This window comes from Rossellomorea sp. NS-SX7 (genome assembly GCF_052828565.1).
This window is the reverse complement of the sequence record NZ_CM128249.1, coordinates 687,964-708,256: the sequence shown is the minus strand read 5'-3', so window position 1 is coordinate 708,256 and position 20,293 is coordinate 687,964. Positions and strand designations below refer to the sequence as shown.

The following is a 20,293-nucleotide window of genomic DNA, read 5'->3' as shown; positions in this document are numbered from 1 at the left end:
AAGGCGAAAAGTTTAAATACTTTCATTCCTTACAGACCGAACAAAAATAATTCTCCCTTAGACTAACAGGTATTGAATGAAATAGCAAACTTTATTTTACGGAAATTCGTTTTGGACGATAGGAAATCATTTAAATAATCAGCGACTCCCTGCAGTACACCGTTTAAACGGCTCTTTCTTTCCCATTATCTACCGATTCATCTTGTTTCGCCATCGGCTGGAATCGAAGGTACGTGAAAGATCTCCACAGCCACTCGAATGGACCGAACCTGAATTTCTTCAGCCACCATGTGCTGAAAACCATTTGGAGAGAGAAGATGACAAGACAAATCACCGTTCCAAGCCATAGGCTTACATCTCCATAAAAACCCAACCCTACAAATAGTCCAACTGACAGAATCGTCTGCATGAGATAATTGGTCAGCGCCATCTGACCAGTGTATCCAAGTGGACGAAGCGTATGCTGCCACTTCTCTTTTCTCAACAAAAGCGTGAGGGATGAAATGTAAAAGAAGCATAGAGTCAACCCGCTCAAGCTTGTGAACACCTGTACGACAAATTCCTGTTTCACCCCTAGATTCCATACCTTCGTCATGTACATGGCCAGAACGACAACCAAAGGAATACTGATCACGAGGGAAAGGGTGCGGACTTTCTTAATGAACGAGACATGCTTTTCCACGTCACGGAAAATGCCGGCTTTTCCAGCTGCCAATCCGAACAGGAACATCGCGAGCACCGGGAACATGGCAGGAATCAGATTTGCCAGCATGGCAGGCACTTCTGTTCCAAGCCGGTAGGATACCCACTCGATGTAATTGCCATGTTCATACACATGCAAATAATCTTCCATACTGCCGTACAGCATGCTTGCGGCCGATGCTGATTCCGTTTCTTCAAGAAAACTTGCCGGAATCAGGAGCATCAGGCTGAATAATGCATTGATGACAAACAAGAGACTGAACGCCCAGATGATCATCGTCTTGATCTTTCTTTTATAGAAGAAAAGAAGCAGTAAACCTGCGACGGCATACGTATGAAGGATATCCCCGAACCAAAGCAGAATCAGATGCGCCACTCCGAAAAGCAACAAGGCGAAGATCCTTCTCAGGTACAGCCTGTTCATACGGAGGCCCTTCTCCTCGGCTCTGGTCATGAAAATATAAAATCCGAGCCCGAACAGAAAAGAAAAGATCGTGAAAAATTTCATGTCGACAAACAAAGCAAAAAACACATCGATCCAATGGTCGACTCCACTGTAATCGAAAGGAATTCCATACATCGATTTCATGAAATCGGGTGAATGGAACGTCGGCATATTCACCAGGAATATCCCAAATAATGCAAAACCGCGGATGATATCGAGCGTAATCATCCGTTCTTTCCCTAATACCGGTGACGACTTCATTTAGTTTCTCCTCTTCAGTTGATTTTGTATATATTTTACAGTTCAATTCTATAAGATTATATAACAAAAGGAGAGGGAAAGAGTAGAAGTTTTTTAGAGCGAAAGTTATCTCTCTGCACTATCACGCTCTTTCCTGATTTCCTTTAGAGTCAAAATAAGACCGGTAAATCCTGCCGTAAACGAACCAGGCAGACTGTATAATAGATACTTCCAGTCACCAGTCGACACGGAAATGACGATGAAGATAATCGGAAAACCGACTAATACGAATAGTGCCGTAAAAAGAGCTATTTTCGTCCCTGTTTTCATACTGACCTTCCTTTCCCGACCATAAGGTGAACCGCGATACCACTCCCCGATCTACCCTTAATTTAAGACCCACTTATCCTTCATAAACAGAATCCGCCCGATGACAAAGATCACTAGCATTACAATCAAGTTGCTGGAAATCGTGATCGCCAGATGCTGATAATCGACAATTCCAAACAGCAGCTCTTTCATCTGGCTGAATAGATTCAAAATCGGGATGGCAAAGTGATGGATTTCTAGTTCGTTCACTCCCAGGCTGCTGATGATCATACCGGGAAAGATAGCCAGCATTGAAATCGGCGTATAGTAGCTTTGTGCTTCTTTTACGGTTTTCCCCATGATGCTGGTAATCATTAAAAGAGAAGAATTGAAGACCGCATAAACAAGGATGACGATTAAAGAAAGACCTGCAATCAAGTAAAGATTCTCCCCGAATGAAATCGCGCTCTTCAATTTCTCTGTGAATAAAGTGATTTCTACCATCATGACCAGTAAAGTGATGAAGCCCATGAGTGTGCTCAAGCTTGAGATGGCCAGCCACTTCGCCATCACGAGGGTCGACCGATTGACGGGTGTCATCAATAAGGCTTCCATCGTCTTCTTCTCTTTTTCCCCTGCAAAAAACTCCACTGCAGAAGGACTTGCCCCTATACCAATGGCGATCGACAGAATCAACGGAACAAGTAATGCCAGCATGTTCACACTGATATCTTCAGATAGTTCTTCCTGATTGATGGTAAAAGGCTGAATAAGGGAGATGTCGGTTCCCTCTGCTTCCAACCGCTGTGCAGTGACTTCCTTTTCAAGAGATGTCAGCTCATTTGTAACGATGGTGAGTAAGCTTGAGGACTTTTGACTGAATGAGTCTCCCATTAAAGTAACATCCGCCTTTTCGCCTCCATTCACTCTCACCATGAAATCCGGGCTTACAATCATAGCAGCAACGGCATCCCCGTCACTGACCATCTTTGCGGGATCGGACGTTTTATCGATTTCTACACTTTCATAAGATGCGAGTCTTGCAAGGACTTCTTCGTCGGCATCCTGATTGACCGCCAGCGTATACGTTTCACCGTTATCATCGTTCAGCATATTTTCATAGAAAAAAGTCAATCCGCTCATCATCAGAATCGGAAGGAGAACGATCAGGAATAATGTCCTCCTGTCCCGGAAACTGTCTTTCATTTCTTTCAAATAGATTCTACGAAGCATAGTGCTCATTCCCCCTGACAAGCTTACTCATAAAGATATAATTCAAATCCCGGCTTTTTTCATTTTTATAGAGCTCTTCGATATCCCCATCATAGATGAGCTCCCCTTTATGAATCATCGCCACCTTGCTGCAAAGCATCGCTACTTCCTCCATGATGTGACTCGAGAAGATGATCGTCCTCCCTTCCCTCTTCAGCTGATGAACAAGCTGCCTGAATACATTGGAAGAGGTGATATCAAGCCCTGTGGTGGGTTCATCGAACAGGATGATATCCGGATTATGAATCAGCGTCCTCGAGATGGCGACTTTTTGTCTCATCCCTTTTGAGAAGCCCCCCACTTTCCGGTCAAGATAGTCCCTCATCCCGAGCATTCGAGCGAGTTCATCGATCCTGACCTTCGTATCGTGTTTTCCCATCCCGTATAAGCTTGCGAAGTATTCCAGATTCTCACGTGCTGTCAACCGTTCATACAGACCGGTTTCACCGCCAAATAAAACACCGATCTGCTTTTTGATCTCGTTCGGGCTCTTGACAGTGTCATATCCAGAAACCGTCACCGTTCCTTCAGTCGGAGTCAGGAGAGTGGCAATCGTTCGGAGCAGCGTTGTTTTCCCGGCGCCATTTTCCCCGAGCAGGCCGACGACCTCCCCTTCCTTCACTGAAAAAGATACGTGTTTCAGTGCAGTTACATAATTCTTTTTATCTTTAAACTGCTTTGTCACTTCTTGAATTTCAATCATTCCATCCACCTCGTGTTTTTGTATTCTTGTCATTATCTTACAAACAATCTGTGGAGGAATCTGCCCTTTTGTCGTGAATATTCCATTTCATGTCGCGAAAAGGTCAAATCCGGCTGAAAACGTGGTAAGATAAATGTATCCTTAATTGGAATATTTTATCTTTATGTACATGAAAGGCTGAATGAAATGAAGATTGGATTGGTTGATGACCGGCTGATTGATTTGGATAAATTGAATGGAATCGTGTCAGGGATGCCAGGAGTTGAAATTATTTTTTCGACGACATCCGCGGAAGAAGCCTATGAACAGATCAAAAGGGAAACGGTGGACGTGTTGATCGCGGACATCGAGATGCCGAATCTTTCCGGTTATGAACTGGCTGATATCATCCATTCCCATGCATTGAATATTTCCGTTATCTTCGTAACCGCCAACAGCGGGTACGCGGTCCATGCGTTCGAGCTGAATGTTCACGATTATATTATGAAGCCTTATGGGAAGGATCGGCTGATCGGTTCGATTGAACGGCTGAAAGAGAAAACGAAATCAGCCGAAATGAAGGGAAGGTTATATCTTAAACAGAAAAACGACATCCACATCGTACAGAAAAAAGATATCGTCTTTATCGAACGGTCTGGAAGGTCGACCACCATACATACAAAAGACGGGGAAATCAAGACATACTTAACACTCAATGAACTCGAAGGCGAGCTGAGGGAACGTGATTTCATCCGCTCTCACCGTTCATTCATCATCAATATCCACTATGTAAAGAACTTTTCACTCTATACCAAGAACTCGTACATCATCAGGTTTGAAGGCATGGAGACACAAGCAATGATCACAAAGGAAAAGGTCGACTACCTGCAACAACATTACTTTTAAAAGGTGGTAGAGCGTTGAAGCATCAGAATCTTTGGTATTGGACTTATTTCGCCATATTCAGCTTTATTCATTTACATTTTTTCGTTAGGGGATTTCAGGTCGAGCTTCATTATTTGATTAGTATTCTCGTTATCTTGTCCGTCACATTTCTTCTTTATCGAAACATCCGGGTATCACTATCGGGGCTGGGTGCTCGGTGGAACTACAGTATTTTCATTTGGCAGTGTGTCATCGCAGCTGTTTATCTTGGGACGGAACCCGCACCCATATACGGTGCCCTTTTTACAATTTTTATAGGATTTGAAGTTATTAGATTAGCTGGATCCAAAAAGATTTCCGGGTTGACTCAGTCCGTCAAGCAGTTCGAAGAAGAACAAAAAAAGCTGAATGAAACCTTCAGGATGGTCCGCAGTGAACGGCATGACTTCCTCAAACATATCTCAGCTCTTCATTTCATGCTGGAACATTCCGAGGTAAAAGAAGCAAAAACATATCTGGATGATTTGGTGGACGGATATGAAGAAACGAACCTGTCCATAAAAGGAGAAAAAGGCAGCGTCGCCGGCATTCTTCATACCATGTACAAAAAAGGAAGGAAGTTGGGAATCGATATAATCTATGATCTTGATACGCCTATTTCCACTCTCCCGTTATCAGACAAGGATATCGTTAGCCTTCTCGGAAATCTCTTGTCAAACAGCCTGGATGGCTGTGAAGAGTATCAGCAAAGTAAAGGGAAGCAGGCAGGGCTCTCATTACAATTCTATAAGAGAAGCGGATTGTACATATTGATCTGTAAAAATGACTCATTGGTGATTCCGCCTCACATCCTAGATAAACTTTATGTGAGTCAGGGGCATACGACGAAAACAGGGAATCATGAAGGGCTCGGGACGATGATTATAGATGATGTTGTGAAGAAACATGGAGGCTATTTGGATTTTATCCATAAGGATGAGTCGTTCATGGTGAAAATCAAGTTTCCTTCGATTCATTAAATGGATAGTGGAAGTTTATCTTCCGGATGCAGCAGGAATTTTATTTCACAAAAATAGCAGACAGTAAGTTATGCGGCAGTGCGTTCTTTACTGTCTGCTTAATCGTTCAATATCTGTTTCGATTTTATAGACTCTTTTGTTCAGAGCTTCAGTTCTATTGTCTATGTGGTCGATTATTTTATCGGTATAGGAACCCAGACTTTTAATTTGAAAGGGGCACTACAAGGAGCCCTTGCACTTCCCCCTTATTTCTCTATTTCTTCATGCCTGTGTAAATATAGATCGCGTCTCTCAGGAATGCTGCCACTCCGTTCTGATCTTTATCATAGTAGGCTTTGAAGCGTTCATCCGCTACATACATATCTCCAAGGCCGGCGTGTGCTTCCTTGCTATATTGCGGCCAGTACAAGGAAATCCATTGTTTGTGCAGATCTGCTGCTTTCTGGGCAGCATCACTTGCTGGATCCCCGGTTTTGATGGCTTCTGCCAACGTTTTATGAATATCGTCGGCGAGTTTGTTCGCTTTCTCATACTCTGCCTGAGACATATTTTGAAGTTTGGCGTTCGATTGGTCAACGGTATCGCCGCCATACTTCTCTCTTATTTCTTTTCCATATTTACGTTCATTTTCATCGATCATGTCTTTCTTGAACCCTTCAAACTTTTCTTTATCAGACATCGTCGTTCTCCCTTCCTTTACGGCAATGGTTTTATCGACATTGGCTATCAGAAGATCGAGCTGTTTTCTCTTTGACAGTAATTGATCGCGGTGTTCAGCCAATGCGCTTGATACGTCAAAAGTGGGATCCTCAAGAATATCCTTTATTTGTTGAAGTTCAACGCCAAGTTCCTTGTAAAAGAGGATTTGCTGCAGCTTATCGACTTCCTCTTCCCCGTAAATCCGGTATCCGGATGAATTGATCCTGGCCGGCTTCAGGATCCCGATTTCATCGTAATACCGAAGGGTCCTGGTGCTGACTCCCGCTAATTTTCCGAGCTTATTCACGGTATATTCCAATGATCTCACCTCCTGACAATATAACTGTACACCTTGACGCCGCGTGAAGGTAAAGGGGTATTTTTAAAAAATTCACAAATTCCTTCATCTACATTGCAGTACAAGTGGTTCTCCAAATCGTTTCTCACCTTAGTCTATCCTTTTCTCTGACACCGCATCGCAAACCATGTCATACATCTTCACGACACCTTCATTGGAAGCCTCAAATGAGAATGCATCTTGTTTATGAATACCGAGTGATTCCGCTTCTTCTGCTGCATCTATGTTAGCACCCATGAAGATGAATTCCCAGCTGTATTTCTCCTTCTGATGTTGGATCATCCCTTTTACTTTCTCATAGGTATACTCCCGGCTGGCGTTTTCCATTCCATCAGTCGTTATGACAAAGATCACCTTGCCGGGCTTCACGCCGTCATTCGTCTGGGACAGCCTTCTCCCTGCTTCCGAAATCGTTTTACCAACGGCATCAAGCAATGCCGTGCATCCTCTTACAAAGTACTCCTCATCTGTCAATCTGGCATGATTGGCATCGATACCGTTCCAAAGGATCTCTGTCTGGTCATCGAAAAGTACGGCTGTAAGGCGCGTATCCCCATTCCCGCACTGCCTGTCGATAAATGCATTGAAACCCCCTATTGTATCGCTTTCCAGTCCCCCCATGGACCCGCTTCTGTCCAGCAAGAAAATAATTTCAGTCAAATTCTTATTCATCTTCATCTTCCTCCCTGTTGGTTCATGCTATAATCATAATGAAATTCATCCAATATTTGGTCGCCTGGAAAGCGACATTTTCAAAAGGGGGTCTTTTCCTTTGCTCCAAAAAGAATTGATAAATGAAATCGAAGTATACATTTCTCTTCATCTTCATAACAGCATTGACTTTTGCCTCGAAGCTCCACAGAATATCTATAAGGAAGAGCTTGTTCCCAATGAATTGGAGGATTTTATCACCATCAACCGTAAGCCGACGCTTAATCAGGTACTATTCCAATTCATTGATGAAAAAGGGGTCAGCGATTCTACGGTTTATAAGAAGGCGGGATTGGACCGCAGGCATTTCTCAAAGATCCGCTCAAATCCTGACTATCACCCTAAGAAATCCACCCTGATCTCCCTTGCCCTCGCCCTTGAGCTAGACAGGGACAACACAGAAGATCTGTTAAGTACAGCAGGATATTCCCTGTCCGAGAGTGAGACATTTGATTTGATCATCCAATTTTGCCTGAATAAAAAGATTCACGACCTCCACACTGTAAACGAGATCCTCCATTATTATGAATTGAAGCCATTGAATGCATAGAAAAAAGAGCAGGGTCGAATCCTGCTCTCTTTTCATCCATCATTTTTTCCGGATCGGTATCCAGATCTTACTTTTAAAATCAGGTGAACTGACATCCTTATGCTCATTCCAGAGGATCTCAGGGCCCACCGCCTGTTCATAATTCGAAGACGGAAACCACTCAGAGTAGATGCGTCCCCACACATTTTGAAGCGTATCCGGGAATGGTCCAACGGCTTCAAATACTGCCCAAGTCAATGACGGCACCTCCAGCTTTTCAAAGTGTCCCGGACATTCTTTTGTGGTGGCTGCACCGATGTAATGATCGAGTTCCCCTTTTTCCTCCATCCTCCCTTCCGAGAAGTTGACCGAGGCACTGATCAATCCGGAAGGTTCAATATCAGAAAGGCTCTTCATCTCGTTGATCATCCCCTCATTCAAACTTTTCCACATGGAAGCAATCTCCGGGTTGACCCCGTTGAATATGATCGGAACCCTTTTCTTTATTCCAGCAATGCGAAAGGCTTCCTTTTCTACAATACGATAATTCATTTCTTTCCCTCCATCTATGGTTAATTGGAAGGTCACTTTTGGAAAGGCTTTAAGGGAACTGCCGTTTTCCCTTGCTTCTGTCGGGGTACACCCATGAAATTCTTTGAAGGCCCTCGTAAATGAGTCAGGTGAACGGTATCCGAATGCAACCGCAGCATCGATCACTTTTACATTATGATCTCTCAGCTCTTGAGCAGCCAGAGTCAATCTTCTCCGCCTGATGTATTCCGACAGGCTGATGCCGGACAAATAAGAAAACATCCGCTGAAAGTGGTATTCGGAACAAACCGCACGCTTAGCGACTTCCTTCAAGTCAATTTCATCCGACAAATTCGCTTCAACATAGGTTAAAGCCTCATTCATTTTCTGAAGTGAATCCAAGTGAATGACCTCCTTTACACTCATAGAATAGCAGGAATTTTATAGGTGTATCCGACAGTTCCTGCCGGTTTTTGCAGGCTTAACGTGACCTGATTTCCTTAATCCATCGATCATGTTCCTGACAGTATAATTCTTATACTATTATGAATGCAACATTCAACGCCTGCAACGGAAGGAATTTTTTAGAATGGAATACTGATGATATATGCACTTTACAGACTACCATTTACATACGATAAGGTGACAAGAGAAATAGCAGGAGGATGTTTGTTTATGGATAGATTCCCTTACCAGTTTGGACCTATTTCCGCAAGTTCCTTTTCTTATTGGAATAGGCAAGGGGCAGAAAATCACGGGGCAAAGGGCGCCCTGAACGCTCCTACCCTCACCTTGCCTGAAATGCTTACTTATGCCATGCAAGATGAATATTTGGCTCAATCGAGATACAATGCAATTCTTGGAACATTCGGATCGATCCGTACATTCGAACGAATTAAAGAAGCGGAGCTAAGGCATATTTCTGCACTGGTACAACTATTTAACATGTACGGAATCCCTTTGCCTCCGGATGTATCACAGTCTTTCATTCAAACCCCGGCTTCGGTAAAAGCAGCATTTGCCCAAGGCGTTCAGGGAGAAATTGAAAATATCGCCATGTATGACAGGTTTTTAACCTATGACCTGCCCGCTGATGTCAGATTGGTGTTTACGAACCTGCGCAATGCGTCAGTGAATCACCTTGCTGCATTCGAAAGAGGTCTTGCCAGGAGGGCGAAATAAAAAATGGCCCGTCCAGCAATGCGTTAAAGCAGTGCGGGACGGGCCTTTTATTTATCCGGCTGGCAATTTCATTTTATCTTTTAGGGTTGAGAAGTAGGTTTTGACTGATTTCATTGCTGTCAATGGAGCCTGTGTATCCGGAATATCCTCTTGATCCATCAGTTCAGGGGTATAGATTTTGATTCCATTCATGATGCTTCTAATCGAGCCGGCAAGCTCTTCACCCGGACTGTCCTTCAACAGGTATCCCCTGATACCCGCGTCGATGACACGCTTATAACACCCGTTCCTTGCGAAGGTGGTTAAGATGATCACTTTGCATTCAAGGTGTTTCAATTCCTCCGCTGCTTCAATACCGGTCTTCTTTGGCATTTCCATGTCCATGATACAGACATCGGGATTCATTTGATTCACAAGCCAGACAGCCTCTTCCCCATTCTTCGCAAGACCCACTACTTCCATATCCTCTTCTAAATCGAGAAGGGATGCAATCGCTCCCAGCAGCAACTCTTGATCCTCTGCAATGACAATTCGAATCATGTAAGTCTCTCCTTCATTCCCGGCGTTTACAAAGATGACTCCCCTTTAGAGAAGGAGAGTCATTGTAATCTTATAGTTCAGGCTTCGCTTCAGTCGAGATCTTTGTTTTCGTTAAAGACTTGACGTCTTTAAAACTTACAAAGTTCTTTCGATCTTCGTCCCAAAGGCGGAAACGAAGGGATGTCAAACTTGTAGCTAGTGTGATCGTAGGTACATGCTGCAGTTCAGGAATGCTGTTGTGAGTCTCTTCAAGTCTGTAGTTCGGCACTCTCGGACTTAGATGGTGAATATGGTGATAGCCGATGTTTCCAGTCAGGAATTGAAGCAATTTCGGAAGAAAGATCTCTCTCTCTCTCTCTCTCTCTCTCTCTCTCTCTCTCTCTCTCTCTCTCTCTCTCTCTCTCTCTCTCTCTCTCTCTCTCTCTCTCTCTCTCTCTCTCTCTCTCTCTCTCTCTCTCTCTCTCTCTCTCTCTCTCTCTCTCTCTCTCTCTCTCTCTCTCTCTCTCTCTCTCTCTCTCTCTCTCTCTCTCTCTCTCTCTCTCTCTCTCTCTCTCTCTCTCTCTCTCTCTCTCTCTCTCTCTCTCTCTCTCTCTCTCTCTCTCTCTCTCTCTCTCTCTCTCTCTCTCTCTCTCTCTCTCTCTCTCTCTCTCTCTCTCTCTCTCTCTCTCTCTCTCTCTCTCTCTCTCTCTCTCTCTCTCTCTCTCTCTCTCTCTCTCTCTCTCTCTCTCTCTCTCTCTCTCTCTCTCTCTCTTCGCAAGACCCACTACTTCCATATCCTCTTCTAAATCGAGAAGGGATGCAATCGCTCCCAGCAGCAACTCTTGATCCTCTGCAATGACAATTCGAATCATGTAAGTCTCTCCTTCATTCCCGGCGTTTACAAAGATGACTCCCCTTTAGAGAAGGAGAGTCATTGTAATCTTATAGTTCAGGCTTCGCTTCAGTCGAGATCTTTGTTTTCGTTAAAGACTTGACGTCTTTAAAACTTACAAAGTTCTTTCGATCTTCGTCCCAAAGGCGGAAACGAAGGGATGTCAAACTTGTAGCTAGTGTGATCGTAGGTACATGCTGCAGTTCAGGAATGCTGTTGTGAGTCTCTTCAAGTCTGTAGTTCGGCACTCTCGGACTTAGATGGTGAATATGGTGATAGCCGATGTTTCCAGTCAGGAATTGAAGCAATTTCGGAAGCTTATAGTAAGAGCTCCCTTCTACCGCGGCTAATACATATTCCCACTCTTTGTCTTCTTCAAAATAAGAGTCTTCAAATGTATGCTGAACGTAGAACAGCCAGATGCCGGCTGCACCTGAGATCATGAAGATGGATCCCTGTACGATCAGGAACTGCTGCCATCCTACTGTCACACAGAGAAGAACAGTGACAGCAGCGATCAGAATATTTACAAGATACGTATTCATACGTTCTTTCTTTCTTGCACCTTTGCGGTTAAACCTATTTTTAATAAGGAAAACCCATATCGGCCCTAATACAAACATGACGATCGGGTTACGGTAGAAACGATAAGCAAGGCGCAATTTAAGAGGCGCAGCTTTATATTCATCTACCGTCAGCGTCCAGATATCCCCGGTCCCGCGTTTATCCAAGTTACCGCTTGTTGCATGGTGAACAGTATGGTCATGCCCCCATTGATCGAACGGGAACACGGTGATGACACCCAGTGCAGTCCCCACAATCCGGTTCGTACGTCGGCTTTTGAAGAAGTTATAGTGTGTGCAATCATGGAAGATGATGAAGATCCTTGTCAAGAATCCCGCCGCAATCACCATAGGCACCAGCGCTAACCAATAAGAAACGGAAAGACTTTGATAGGCAAGAACCCATAAGATAATAAACGGAATCACCGTGTTAATCAGCTGCCAAATACTTTCTTTTGTTGTCCCTTTTTCAAAGGGTGCTACTTGTTTTTTTAGTGTTTTAAGGTTTGTCATTTGTCCAGATCCCCTTTTCGTTGGGTTGTAAGAACAACTATATAGGAAGAAGAAACATATTTTTAGTAGTAGGTGTCATAGCTTGGATATGACAAGTGTCATATTTTGATAGGAAATTCATAAAAAAACGCCTGATTCCGGTTATAATCTTGCTTTAGCGTGCCCGGAATCAAGCGAATACATTTGTATTTTATTTAATTTGTTTGAGATTCCTGATATTCATCAATAATTCACGTAAATCTGCTGCTTCATCAAACTTAAATGAATAACCATAGCTGATTGGGGTTTTCCTGTTTTCCTGGTTCTTAGGAAAGCGTTTCAGTGCAGTACTGTAGCTTGGTTTTTCAGGAAGGTCAAAATGACTGGCAGCCGTTTCCGGATGCAGTACGACCGTCGTTTGCTTATTTGGAAGCAGATAAACAATTTCATTATTCACCTTATGCTCAAACTCTGCAGCTTTTTTTGTTTTATTCACTAATACAAATCCCGCATCAGTAAAAGCACTATGCACGTCATTGTTTATTTGAATCGTATTGACCGCCTTTTTCTCAACAAGGACAAGTTCGGTGCCAGTCATTTGAATAAGCTGCTCCCAGAACTTTTCCATTGAATGTGTACCAATGCCGATCAAATTCATATGCAAAGTGTCGAGGGAAGCTGGAAGTTTTTCCAGGGAATCCATTCCAACTCTTGACAATTCCGATAGCAGATACTTGCATCCGGTTATCGGAAGCTCATTGACCGGTGTATTGACAATCTCTTCAGGGATGGAAAGAGTATCACTTCCAAAGCGCAGCAGTAGGACTGGTTTCTTTTTTTGAACAGGGACAATCGAATCTGCTTCCTTTTCGGCTCTTGCTTCTTCAAGCTGTCGTTGAATTTCTGACCACATGCTGTCGAGTTTCTGGTCTACATAAGGTTTGATGAACTCCTCCAACTCCTCGACATTCACTGCTTTCGAACGAGAAGGGACCGGAACTTTATAGAGGGGTTCCTTAAACGTATGAGACACATAGACCTGCATGTACCAAACACTGATATCATATAAAAAGCGATGGGCTTGGAGCATGTCCGTCACATTTGCTTTCGTCACTTCATGCACCGCTTTATTCCCTTTCTTTCGAATCCACTCAAACTTCATGTAAAGTTCTTCATCAATCGCATTCTCACGAAATAATCTATGTATGCGCTCTGAGTGCTTCAGCCCGTAACCCGTTTCGATCTCTTCTGCTTCACTGATAAATTTCACAATCTCTTCATTATATAAACGGGCCTGCATCAACGCAGCCTGAGGCTCATCAAACATCTTCTCCTCAATGCGTGAGGCAAGGTCCGCTAATTCTATTGAAAAATCCTTTACAAATTCAAATAAAGACGCCACCATCATCTCTCCTGACTACTATTTTTTCCAGAAAATACATTACTAGTTTATCAGAAATAATGGGGGCTTGAGGATTATTTTCGTTTAGTTCCAGCAGAACATGGAATGATTTCCTTCCAATGTTCCGTCCGCTCCAGCTCCCCCGCCAATTGCAACAGCAAATCTTCACGCCCTTTTGCGGCAGTCACTTGGACGCCCACGGGAAGGCCGTCTGGCGTTTGATGCACCGGGATTGACATGGCCGGCTGTCCTGTCAAATTGGCAAGCTGGGTGAACGGTGTGCGCATCAAGTTCTTCTCAGCGAGGCCGTCCACGATTCCAACCTTTTTTAAAAGCCCTCCTAGCCCCAATTTACCGATGGTGCTGATCATGAACTTTTCGGTGGAGCTTGGTTCCAGATCCCCTATTTTTGCCGGGGGGAATGCAGTTGTTGGAGTTAGATAATAATCATAGGTTTCATGGAATATTTCCATCTGATAGGCCGCTTTGTCCCATTCCCGGATGCCGAGGACAAATTCTTCGGCAGAGGTCGCTTTCCCTAGCAGCCCCAAGAGCCATGTCGTGGGCTCAACATCGGCAGGAGACGCTTTTCGTCCAAGGACAGCCTCGAGAGAAGCTAACATAGCAGCCGTCTCTCCGAAATACATGGTCAAGTAACTTTTTGCTATTTTCAGACCGTCCACCGGTGCCTCTATCTCTTCTACTTCATGACCCATCTCCTCTAACCATTTTGCTGTATTCAGGACAGCAGCTTTACACTCCGGATCCACTTTCGTCCCGATCGGCGATGTTGTTGAGAAGGCGATTCTCATTTTTTTGTTCAAGGGCGTTTTTGCTGCCTGTACATAACTCCCCTCATATGGAGGGGCGTGGTAAGCTGCAGCTTTTTCATAGGTCTTTAATTCTTCAAGCATGGCTGCGCTGTCCCGCACCGACCGAGTCAACACATGTTCAACCGACGCCCCCTGCCAAAACCTTCCGTAGCTAGGACCGACCGGCGTCCTCCCCCTTGTAGGCTTCAATCCAAACAGACCACAATACGCCGCAGGAATGCGAATGGAACCCCCGCCATCATTGGCCCCTGCAATCGGGACCATCCCTGAAGCCACCGCAGCAGCAGATCCTCCACTTGAACCGCCTGGCGTATGCAAGTGGTTCCATGGATTTTTTGTTGCCCCGTAGTGAACAGGTTCGGTGACAGCCACCAGGGCAAACTCGGGTACATTGGTCTGCCCGAGAAAAATCACTCCAGCATTCCTCAATTTTTTCACATATTCCGAATCCGTTTTGGCGCGATAGTTTTGAAACGCTCTTGATCCGGCAGTAATCGGCTCGCCTTTGATTTCCTGAGTGATGTCCTTCAACAACATCGGTACACCGGCAAATGTCCCCTTTAGCTCCGTTGCGGCAGCATCTTTCGCCTGTTCGTACATTTTATGGATAACGGCATTCAATGCCGGGTTGAGTGACTCAACGGCGTTTATCGCCTCCTCCACCAGCTCCTTTGGATGAACCTCTTTTTGTTTCACTAATTCTGCAAGACCTAACCCGTCATATTGCTTATAATCAAAACCATTCAACCGAATCCCTCCCTGATTCTATATACCTAAATCTTTCTCCATTCCACGTTCATATCCTCTATTTACCAAAAATCATTATGCTGCAAGATTGACCTGTTGCTATAACGTCAATCATTTTTGGGATTTCCCCGCGCCGTCCCGCATGACGAAAAAGACGCCCCACTGTAAAACAGTGAAGCGCCTTGATATATGTTTCATTCTTTCCTGAACGAAGTAAATTTCAGTACAATTTTCATGAATTCCTCATATGAAGAATTCCACTGGTTATACCATTTCCGGACTGTTTCGACCAGCCAGAACGGGACTGCCTTCCCGTCGATCAGATGGTAATAGTCCTCATACCCCTTTTTTAAATGCTCCCAACGAAAATCATTGCCGGGAAGCACATATTCAGAGACATCGATGATTTTGGCCCGGCCTTCTTTCATCAGGATATTTTTCAGGTGAATGTCCCTTGGATTCAAGCCCTTTTCCCGAACATATTCCCGTGCATCCTCAACGTCTTTCACCACCTGCTCCGGTATGTGGACGCCTTGCAGGATGCAGTCAAAAAGCGTAATCCCTTCTTCATAACTCAAGACGAGGAATGTATCATAGGCAGCATAGCATGTGGAGAAGTATGGTGAATCCCCGATCATGCTGTATACTTTTTCTTCGATTTTTATTTTAGATGCTTTTTCTTCCGCATATAGTTTAAAGGCAAATTGCGGGACATCGAGATGCTGGAAAACGGCTGCATCTGTGCCCACACCGATACAACGAAGACGATCATGCCCTCCCGTGATGGTGACAGGTTCATTGTTGGGATTAGAAGTAACCGTCACCTGGGAGAGAGAATGGATTGCAGCTTCCCAATCAGTATTCATGTGATTCTCCCTTCGATTGAGTAAATGCTCTGTTTTATGATTAGCTCTTTCGCATACTATTTGGTTTGCACTAAAGTGTTATCTGAGGTTGGACAACTCGAGTTGGATAAAGCACGTGCAGCCACCTCATTCAATCTTCTCAAACGTACAACTAAAGCTATTCATATATATGTTATTCGCAACAATATAGCATTTATCACTCAGGGAGTTCAACTTTGGACCCTTTAGTAATTTCTATCAGTACTCCCTTTTTCAAGGGGGTCTACTCGCAAACGATAACCTGACGGACAAACCGTCCTTTTGTGACCTCACACCGGTCCGTGATCGTGAAGCCTGCTTCATTGATGACCGTATCGACATCCTCGACGGTTACGATGACAACCCTGGAAGCAAAGCCCCTTGCACTTTGAAGCATTTCCAGCTGCTCCTCCACTGTGATCACCGAACATAGATTATAAGGAAGGTCGATGATGGCTGCATCATAATGGCCGGTCACTTCGCGGATATCCCTCAATGTCACTTCGCCCTCGAGCCCGAAATGAGCGATGTTCTCCCTTACACCTGAAAGAATCAGGGGGTTACGATCGCTCCCCACGATATCGATTCCCATCGATAATGCCTCGACAAGTACCGTTCCGATGCCGCAGCATGGATCGATCAGCTTTAGGCCTTCCGGGTTTGGGGCAGCAATGTTCACGACTGCTCTTGCAACGCGTGTGCCGAGGGCAGTTGAGTAACTATTCGGCTTCCACTGATGCTTTAACCAGATCGCTTCGTTTTTTGAGTATTCCCCCAGTACCCATTTCTCACCCGTGTTCAGGATGCCAAGCCAGATGGATGGGTCGACCAGTTCCGCTTCGCCTTTCATATGAAGGCCGACTTCCTTCTCGATGCTGCGCAGCTTTTTAAAGCCGACTTTTTCGAGATCGGGATTTTGTATAAAAACGATTTTAAAGCCATCAAATGACTCTAGTTTTTTCACTTCTTCTATTAGTTCTTCTAAACTGGCACCCTCGCAGACGACGCCGAGCCTCTCTTTTATGAACGGGCTTCTGCTTGGATCAATTTCAGAAGAGCTTTCAAGAATATCGGATTGGGAGTCCACACCAAATAAAGCTCTCCTCTCCAATGCACATAAGCCTTCCTCATTTGGTTCCCAGGTAAAAGTATATAGATACGAACTTGGTTCGATTGCTATTGTTTTCATCGTTTCATCTCCGTGTGATCGTTTATTTCTTCGAAAGCTGTTATTTCTCCATTGTACCACTAGTGTAAACTGCCGTCTTATCGTCTTAAAGGCCCGTCCCTCGATGCGTTAATGCGTTACTGAATCAAGGGACGGGCCTTCAGGGATTACATTGGGTTTAATCAGGGAACATCTATATTAAAAAGGAGGGGAATTCATGCCGGAAGGTCCAGAAATCAGAAGGGCGGCCGATAAAGTGGAACGTGCCCTTCAGCACAAACAGGTGGCGGATGTTTATTTTGCTTTTCCGGAACTGCAGGCTTATGAGGAGATTTTGCAGGGTGCTATTGTGACGAGGGTCGACACCAAAGGGAAAGCTATGCTGATCCGTTTCGATAATGGCTACACCATCTATTCTCATAATCAGCTTTATGGGAAATGGTATGTCAGAAACGTATACAATTACCCCAAAACGAACAGGCAGCTCCGCTTGGCGTTACATAATGAAAAGAAGTCTGCACTGTTGTACAGTGCTTCTGATATCGAAGTGCTGCGTGACGAGGAGGTCAGCGATCATCCTTTCATTGCGAAGGTCGGCCCTGATATTTTGAGTGAAAAGGTTACCGCTCGGGATCTGCTGCTGAGGATAAAAGATAAGAAGTTTTTCAGAAGAAAGTGGGCGATCCTTCTGTTGGATCAAGGCTTTGCAGCAGGGATCGGGAATTATTTGAGATCTGAAATACTATTTGCTGCAGGTATCCATCCTTCGCTCCGTCCTGTTGACTGCAGTGAAGAACAACTTGTAAAAGCTGCAGGAGCCATCATCCGATTGATGAAACAATCTTACCGGACAGGAGGAATCACAAATGATCTTAAGCTCGCAGAAAAATTGAAGGCTGAAGGAGTCAAACGCTCCAGCTATCGTCACTGGGTTTTCAACCGGGAAGGCACATCATGTTTTATATGCGGCACCGAAATCGAAAAAACACAAGCTGCTTCCAGGAGACTTTACTACTGTCCTGAATGCCAAAATGCAAAAGCCCGTCCCTTGGCGCGTTAATGCGTCAGCGTGCCGCGGGACGGGCTTCTTTAGTTTCTTGCCTCGTGGACTTTTAGTTTTTTCCCTTTAACGGTAGTGATTTTCATGGCTTGGAGGACGAGCGGACCTTTTCCGTTAAGGATATCGACATAGGTCAGGTTTTCCTGGATGGTGATGATGCCGATGTCGTCTGCGGTCACGCCTTCGATTTTGGCGATAGTTCCGACAAAGTCTACTGCCCTGAGCTTCTTTTTCTTCCCGCCATTGAAATAAAGCTTCATGATTTCTTTGTTTAATCGTTCGCTTTTATCCGATTTGATATCCGGCATTTGATTCAGTTTTTCTTCAAAAGCACTTGCCGCCCTCACAACCTCGTCTTTTGAAGGCGCCTGAACTTTCGCGATCGTAAATCCAATATACGCTTCAATCTCCTCCAGGAATTTTTCTTCATAAGGAGTAATGAACGTGATCGCTTTTCCAGCGTTCCCCGCCCTGCCGGTTCTCCCGGTTCGATGGACGTAGCTTTCTTTTTCAAGTGGAAGATCATAATTGATAACGTGTGAAATCCGCTCGACATCAATCCCTCTTGCCGCCACATCTGTTGCGACCAGGTAACGGAATTCTCCCCGTTTAAATTCATCCATCACCTCAAAACGGGCTTCCTGATTCATTCCTCCATGAATCTTATCGACAGGATATCCTTTATCAAACAGCTCGTCACAGACCTTATCCACATTCTCTTTGGTCCGGCAAAAAATGATGCAGCTATCCGGATTTTCAACGGTTGTCACACCCGTCAGCAGTGAAAACTTATCTTTCTCCTCCACTTGTATGACAGAGTGGTCAATTTTATCAGTGGTGATGCCTTTGGCTTTCACCTCGATGTTCACGGGGTCTTTCATGTATTTGTGGCAGAGCGATTCGACATCCTCCGGCAGCGTGGCTGAGAATGTCAATGTAACTCTATCGGCAGGGAGTTCCTGAATGATCGCTTCAACCTGTTCGATAAAGCCCATGTTGAGCATCTCGTCCGCTTCATCGATGACAAGATAGTTCAGCTTGTCCAGCGGAAATGTCCCTTTTTCGATATGATCAAGTACACGGCCGGGTGTACCTGCGACCACGTGCGTTTTTTGGTTCAATTCAAGCTTTTGACGGTGAAAAGGGGATTTCCCGTATACGGCAGCGGCTTTGATCCGCTTAAATCTTCCTATATTGGTGATGTCTTCTTTCACCTGGACCGCCAGTTCGCGGGTAGGTGTGAGAACCAGTGCCTGTGGCTTGTTCTCTTCCCACTCCACCATTTCACAAAGCGGAATCCCGAATGACGCCGTCTTTCCGCTTCCGGTTTGCGATTTCACGACAAGATCTTTCTTTTCCAACGCCACAGGCAGTACCTTTGACTGCACTTCAGTCGGAGTTTCATACCCTAATTCCGTTAAGGCCCTGGTAATTTCCACGCTAAGTCCGAAATCGGCAAATCGTTTCGTATTCATATAACACCCTCATTTTAATTTTTATTACAAAATATTCGCATAAAAAAAGGACTCTGCGAGAGAGTCCTTCGTTTAAAGCTGTTACGCTTTGTTTACGTTAGCCGCTTGAAGTCCGCGTTGACCTTGTTCAGTGTCAAACGTTACTTTTTGACCTTCGTCTAAAGATTTAAATCCTTCGCCTTGGATAGCTGAGAAATGTACGAATACATCTTCTCCACCTTCGATTTCGATGAAACCGAAACCTTTTTCTGCGTTAAACCATTTTACTGTACCTTGTTGCATAATTGTTTCCTCCTGCGTGGATTCGAGTCCACATGTTATTACTATTGTTGCTCAAGTTAGATATCAAAGGCGAAAAGTTTAAATACTTTCATTCCTTACAGACCGAACAAAAATAATTCTTCCTAACCTTAACAGGTAATGAAGCTAAAAGCAAATCATTTTGAAAATAGTTGGCTGCAGCCTGTTGTTCGAGCTGCACTTATTTCTCTGCATCCGATTTATTTCCGTGCTTGACACCTTTACTCTTATAAGGTTTGTTGCTCTTTGCCTTATTGGCTCCCGCCTGCCAGCGATTCCAGCCTTTCTTGCCCGTCCCTTGACCCGTGCCGCTTTTTTTCTTCGGTTTGCTCATACGTTCCCTCCTCCTTATCTGCTGCATGTCTTTAAGTTCATCATCATACCATAAGAACCA

Annotated in this window: 22 protein-coding genes and 1 pseudogene; 5 read left to right on the top strand and 18 right to left on the bottom strand. The window is 44.5% G+C overall.

Going from position 1 to position 20,293, the window contains the following annotated elements; translation table 11 throughout:
- Positions 1 to 163: 163 nt before the first annotated feature.
- The 4 genes from ACUXV2_RS03435 to ACUXV2_RS03420 form a co-directional block, all read right to left on the bottom strand.
- Positions 164 to 1,408: a DUF418 domain-containing protein gene (locus ACUXV2_RS03435; protein WP_446245668.1), complete on the bottom strand. Its 1,245-nt coding sequence runs from the start codon at positions 1,406 to 1,408 to the stop codon at positions 164 to 166.
- A gap of 105 nt (positions 1,409 to 1,513) precedes the next feature.
- Positions 1,514 to 1,717 carry a hypothetical protein gene (locus ACUXV2_RS03430; protein WP_446245667.1) on the bottom strand — a complete coding sequence of 68 codons (204 nt, stop codon included), beginning with the start codon at positions 1,715 to 1,717 and terminating at the stop codon, positions 1,514 to 1,516.
- 57 nt (positions 1,718 to 1,774) lie between these two features.
- Positions 1,775 to 2,929 carry an ABC transporter permease gene (locus tag ACUXV2_RS03425; protein WP_446245666.1) on the bottom strand — a complete coding sequence of 385 codons (1,155 nt, stop codon included), beginning with the start codon at positions 2,927 to 2,929 and terminating at the stop codon, positions 1,775 to 1,777.
- Positions 2,919 to 3,671 carry an ABC transporter ATP-binding protein gene (locus ACUXV2_RS03420; protein ID WP_446245665.1) on the bottom strand — a complete coding sequence of 251 codons (753 nt, stop codon included), beginning with the start codon at positions 3,669 to 3,671 and terminating at the stop codon, positions 2,919 to 2,921. Before ACUXV2_RS03420 ends, ACUXV2_RS03425 begins: the two co-directional genes overlap by 11 nt.
- A 186-nt stretch (positions 3,672 to 3,857) precedes the next feature.
- Between ACUXV2_RS03420 and ACUXV2_RS03415 the strand changes: the two genes are divergently transcribed.
- Together ACUXV2_RS03415 and ACUXV2_RS03410 are read left to right on the top strand one after the other, a co-directional pair.
- Complete coding sequence (locus ACUXV2_RS03415) at positions 3,858 to 4,556, top strand: LytR/AlgR family response regulator transcription factor (RefSeq protein ID WP_446245664.1); 699 nt, start codon at positions 3,858 to 3,860, stop codon at positions 4,554 to 4,556.
- A gap of 14 nt (positions 4,557 to 4,570) precedes the next feature.
- Complete coding sequence (locus ACUXV2_RS03410; protein WP_446245663.1) at positions 4,571 to 5,554, top strand: GHKL domain-containing protein; 984 nt, start codon at positions 4,571 to 4,573, stop codon at positions 5,552 to 5,554.
- Between the two features lie 253 nt (positions 5,555 to 5,807).
- On the opposite strand, the gene ACUXV2_RS03405 is transcribed toward ACUXV2_RS03410, so the two are convergent.
- On the bottom strand, positions 5,808 to 6,572 hold the full coding sequence (locus ACUXV2_RS03405; protein ID WP_446245662.1) for a MerR family transcriptional regulator: 765 nt from the start codon (positions 6,570 to 6,572) through the stop codon (positions 5,808 to 5,810).
- A 129-nt stretch (positions 6,573 to 6,701) separates the two neighbouring features.
- Positions 6,702 to 7,283, bottom strand: coding sequence for a vWA domain-containing protein (locus ACUXV2_RS03400; protein WP_446245661.1), 582 nt, complete (start codon positions 7,281 to 7,283; stop codon positions 6,702 to 6,704).
- A 100-nt stretch (positions 7,284 to 7,383) separates the two neighbouring features.
- Between ACUXV2_RS03400 and ACUXV2_RS03395 the strand changes: the two genes are divergently transcribed.
- On the top strand, positions 7,384 to 7,872 hold the full coding sequence (locus ACUXV2_RS03395) for a hypothetical protein (RefSeq protein ID WP_446245660.1): 489 nt from the start codon (positions 7,384 to 7,386) through the stop codon (positions 7,870 to 7,872).
- 39 nt (positions 7,873 to 7,911) lie between these two features.
- Here the strand turns inward: ACUXV2_RS03395 and ACUXV2_RS03390 are convergent, their stop codons facing one another.
- Complete coding sequence (locus tag ACUXV2_RS03390) at positions 7,912 to 8,784, bottom strand: AraC family transcriptional regulator (protein WP_446245659.1); 873 nt, start codon at positions 8,782 to 8,784, stop codon at positions 7,912 to 7,914.
- A gap of 273 nt (positions 8,785 to 9,057) precedes the next feature.
- On the opposite strand from ACUXV2_RS03390, the gene ACUXV2_RS03385 reads away from it, so the two are divergent.
- Positions 9,058 to 9,564: a ferritin-like domain-containing protein gene (locus tag ACUXV2_RS03385; RefSeq protein ID WP_446245658.1), complete on the top strand. Its 507-nt coding sequence runs from the start codon at positions 9,058 to 9,060 to the stop codon at positions 9,562 to 9,564.
- 51 nt (positions 9,565 to 9,615) lie between these two features.
- Here ACUXV2_RS03385 and ACUXV2_RS03380 read toward each other — a convergent pair whose 3' ends face one another.
- The 8 genes and pseudogenes from ACUXV2_RS03380 to ACUXV2_RS03345 form a co-directional block, all read right to left on the bottom strand.
- On the bottom strand, positions 9,616 to 10,104 hold the full coding sequence (locus tag ACUXV2_RS03380) for a response regulator (RefSeq protein ID WP_446245657.1): 489 nt from the start codon (positions 10,102 to 10,104) through the stop codon (positions 9,616 to 9,618).
- Between the two features lie 70 nt (positions 10,105 to 10,174).
- A pseudogene (locus ACUXV2_RS03375) lies at positions 10,175 to 10,441 on the bottom strand (fatty acid desaturase); the annotation flags it as partial.
- A complete protein-coding gene (locus tag ACUXV2_RS03370; protein ID WP_446245656.1) occupies positions 10,353 to 10,955 on the bottom strand; it encodes a hypothetical protein in 603 nt (200 codons plus the stop codon). The gene ACUXV2_RS03370 and the pseudogene ACUXV2_RS03375, both read right to left, overlap by 89 nt.
- 70 nt (positions 10,956 to 11,025) lie before the next feature.
- The gene (locus ACUXV2_RS03365) at positions 11,026 to 12,051 is read right to left on the bottom strand and encodes a fatty acid desaturase (RefSeq protein ID WP_446245655.1); all 1,026 of its coding nucleotides are present in this window, start codon (positions 12,049 to 12,051) and stop codon (positions 11,026 to 11,028) included.
- A gap of 190 nt (positions 12,052 to 12,241) precedes the next feature.
- Positions 12,242 to 13,432, bottom strand: coding sequence for a DUF4145 domain-containing protein (locus ACUXV2_RS03360; RefSeq protein ID WP_446245654.1), 1,191 nt, complete (start codon positions 13,430 to 13,432; stop codon positions 12,242 to 12,244).
- Positions 13,433 to 13,506: 74 nt separating this feature from the next.
- Positions 13,507 to 15,012 (bottom strand): amidase family protein, encoded by a 1,506-nt coding sequence (locus tag ACUXV2_RS03355; protein ID WP_446245653.1) that lies wholly within the window; start codon positions 15,010 to 15,012, stop codon positions 13,507 to 13,509.
- A 194-nt stretch (positions 15,013 to 15,206) separates the two neighbouring features.
- On the bottom strand, positions 15,207 to 15,878 hold the full coding sequence (locus ACUXV2_RS03350) for a serine/threonine protein kinase (RefSeq protein WP_446245652.1): 672 nt from the start codon (positions 15,876 to 15,878) through the stop codon (positions 15,207 to 15,209).
- A 262-nt stretch (positions 15,879 to 16,140) separates the two neighbouring features.
- Entirely contained in the window at positions 16,141 to 17,085 is a 945-nt protein-coding gene (locus ACUXV2_RS03345) for a TRM11 family SAM-dependent methyltransferase (protein ID WP_446245651.1), read from the bottom strand.
- Positions 17,086 to 17,281: 196 nt separating this feature from the next.
- Between ACUXV2_RS03345 and nei the strand changes: the two genes are divergently transcribed.
- Entirely contained in the window at positions 17,282 to 18,124 is an 843-nt protein-coding gene (gene nei / locus ACUXV2_RS03340) for an endonuclease VIII (protein WP_446245650.1), read from the top strand.
- A 29-nt stretch (positions 18,125 to 18,153) separates the two neighbouring features.
- Here the strand turns inward: nei and ACUXV2_RS03335 are convergent, their stop codons facing one another.
- The 3 genes from ACUXV2_RS03335 to ACUXV2_RS03325 form a co-directional block, all read right to left on the bottom strand.
- Complete coding sequence (locus tag ACUXV2_RS03335) at positions 18,154 to 19,599, bottom strand: DEAD/DEAH box helicase (protein WP_446245649.1); 1,446 nt, start codon at positions 19,597 to 19,599, stop codon at positions 18,154 to 18,156.
- Positions 19,600 to 19,680: 81 nt separating this feature from the next.
- A complete protein-coding gene (locus ACUXV2_RS03330; RefSeq protein WP_032086164.1) occupies positions 19,681 to 19,881 on the bottom strand; it encodes a cold-shock protein in 201 nt (66 codons plus the stop codon).
- A 199-nt stretch (positions 19,882 to 20,080) separates the two neighbouring features.
- Positions 20,081 to 20,233: a DUF3934 family protein gene (locus ACUXV2_RS03325; protein ID WP_074439936.1), complete on the bottom strand. Its 153-nt coding sequence runs from the start codon at positions 20,231 to 20,233 to the stop codon at positions 20,081 to 20,083.
- Positions 20,234 to 20,293: the final 60 nt, after the last annotated feature.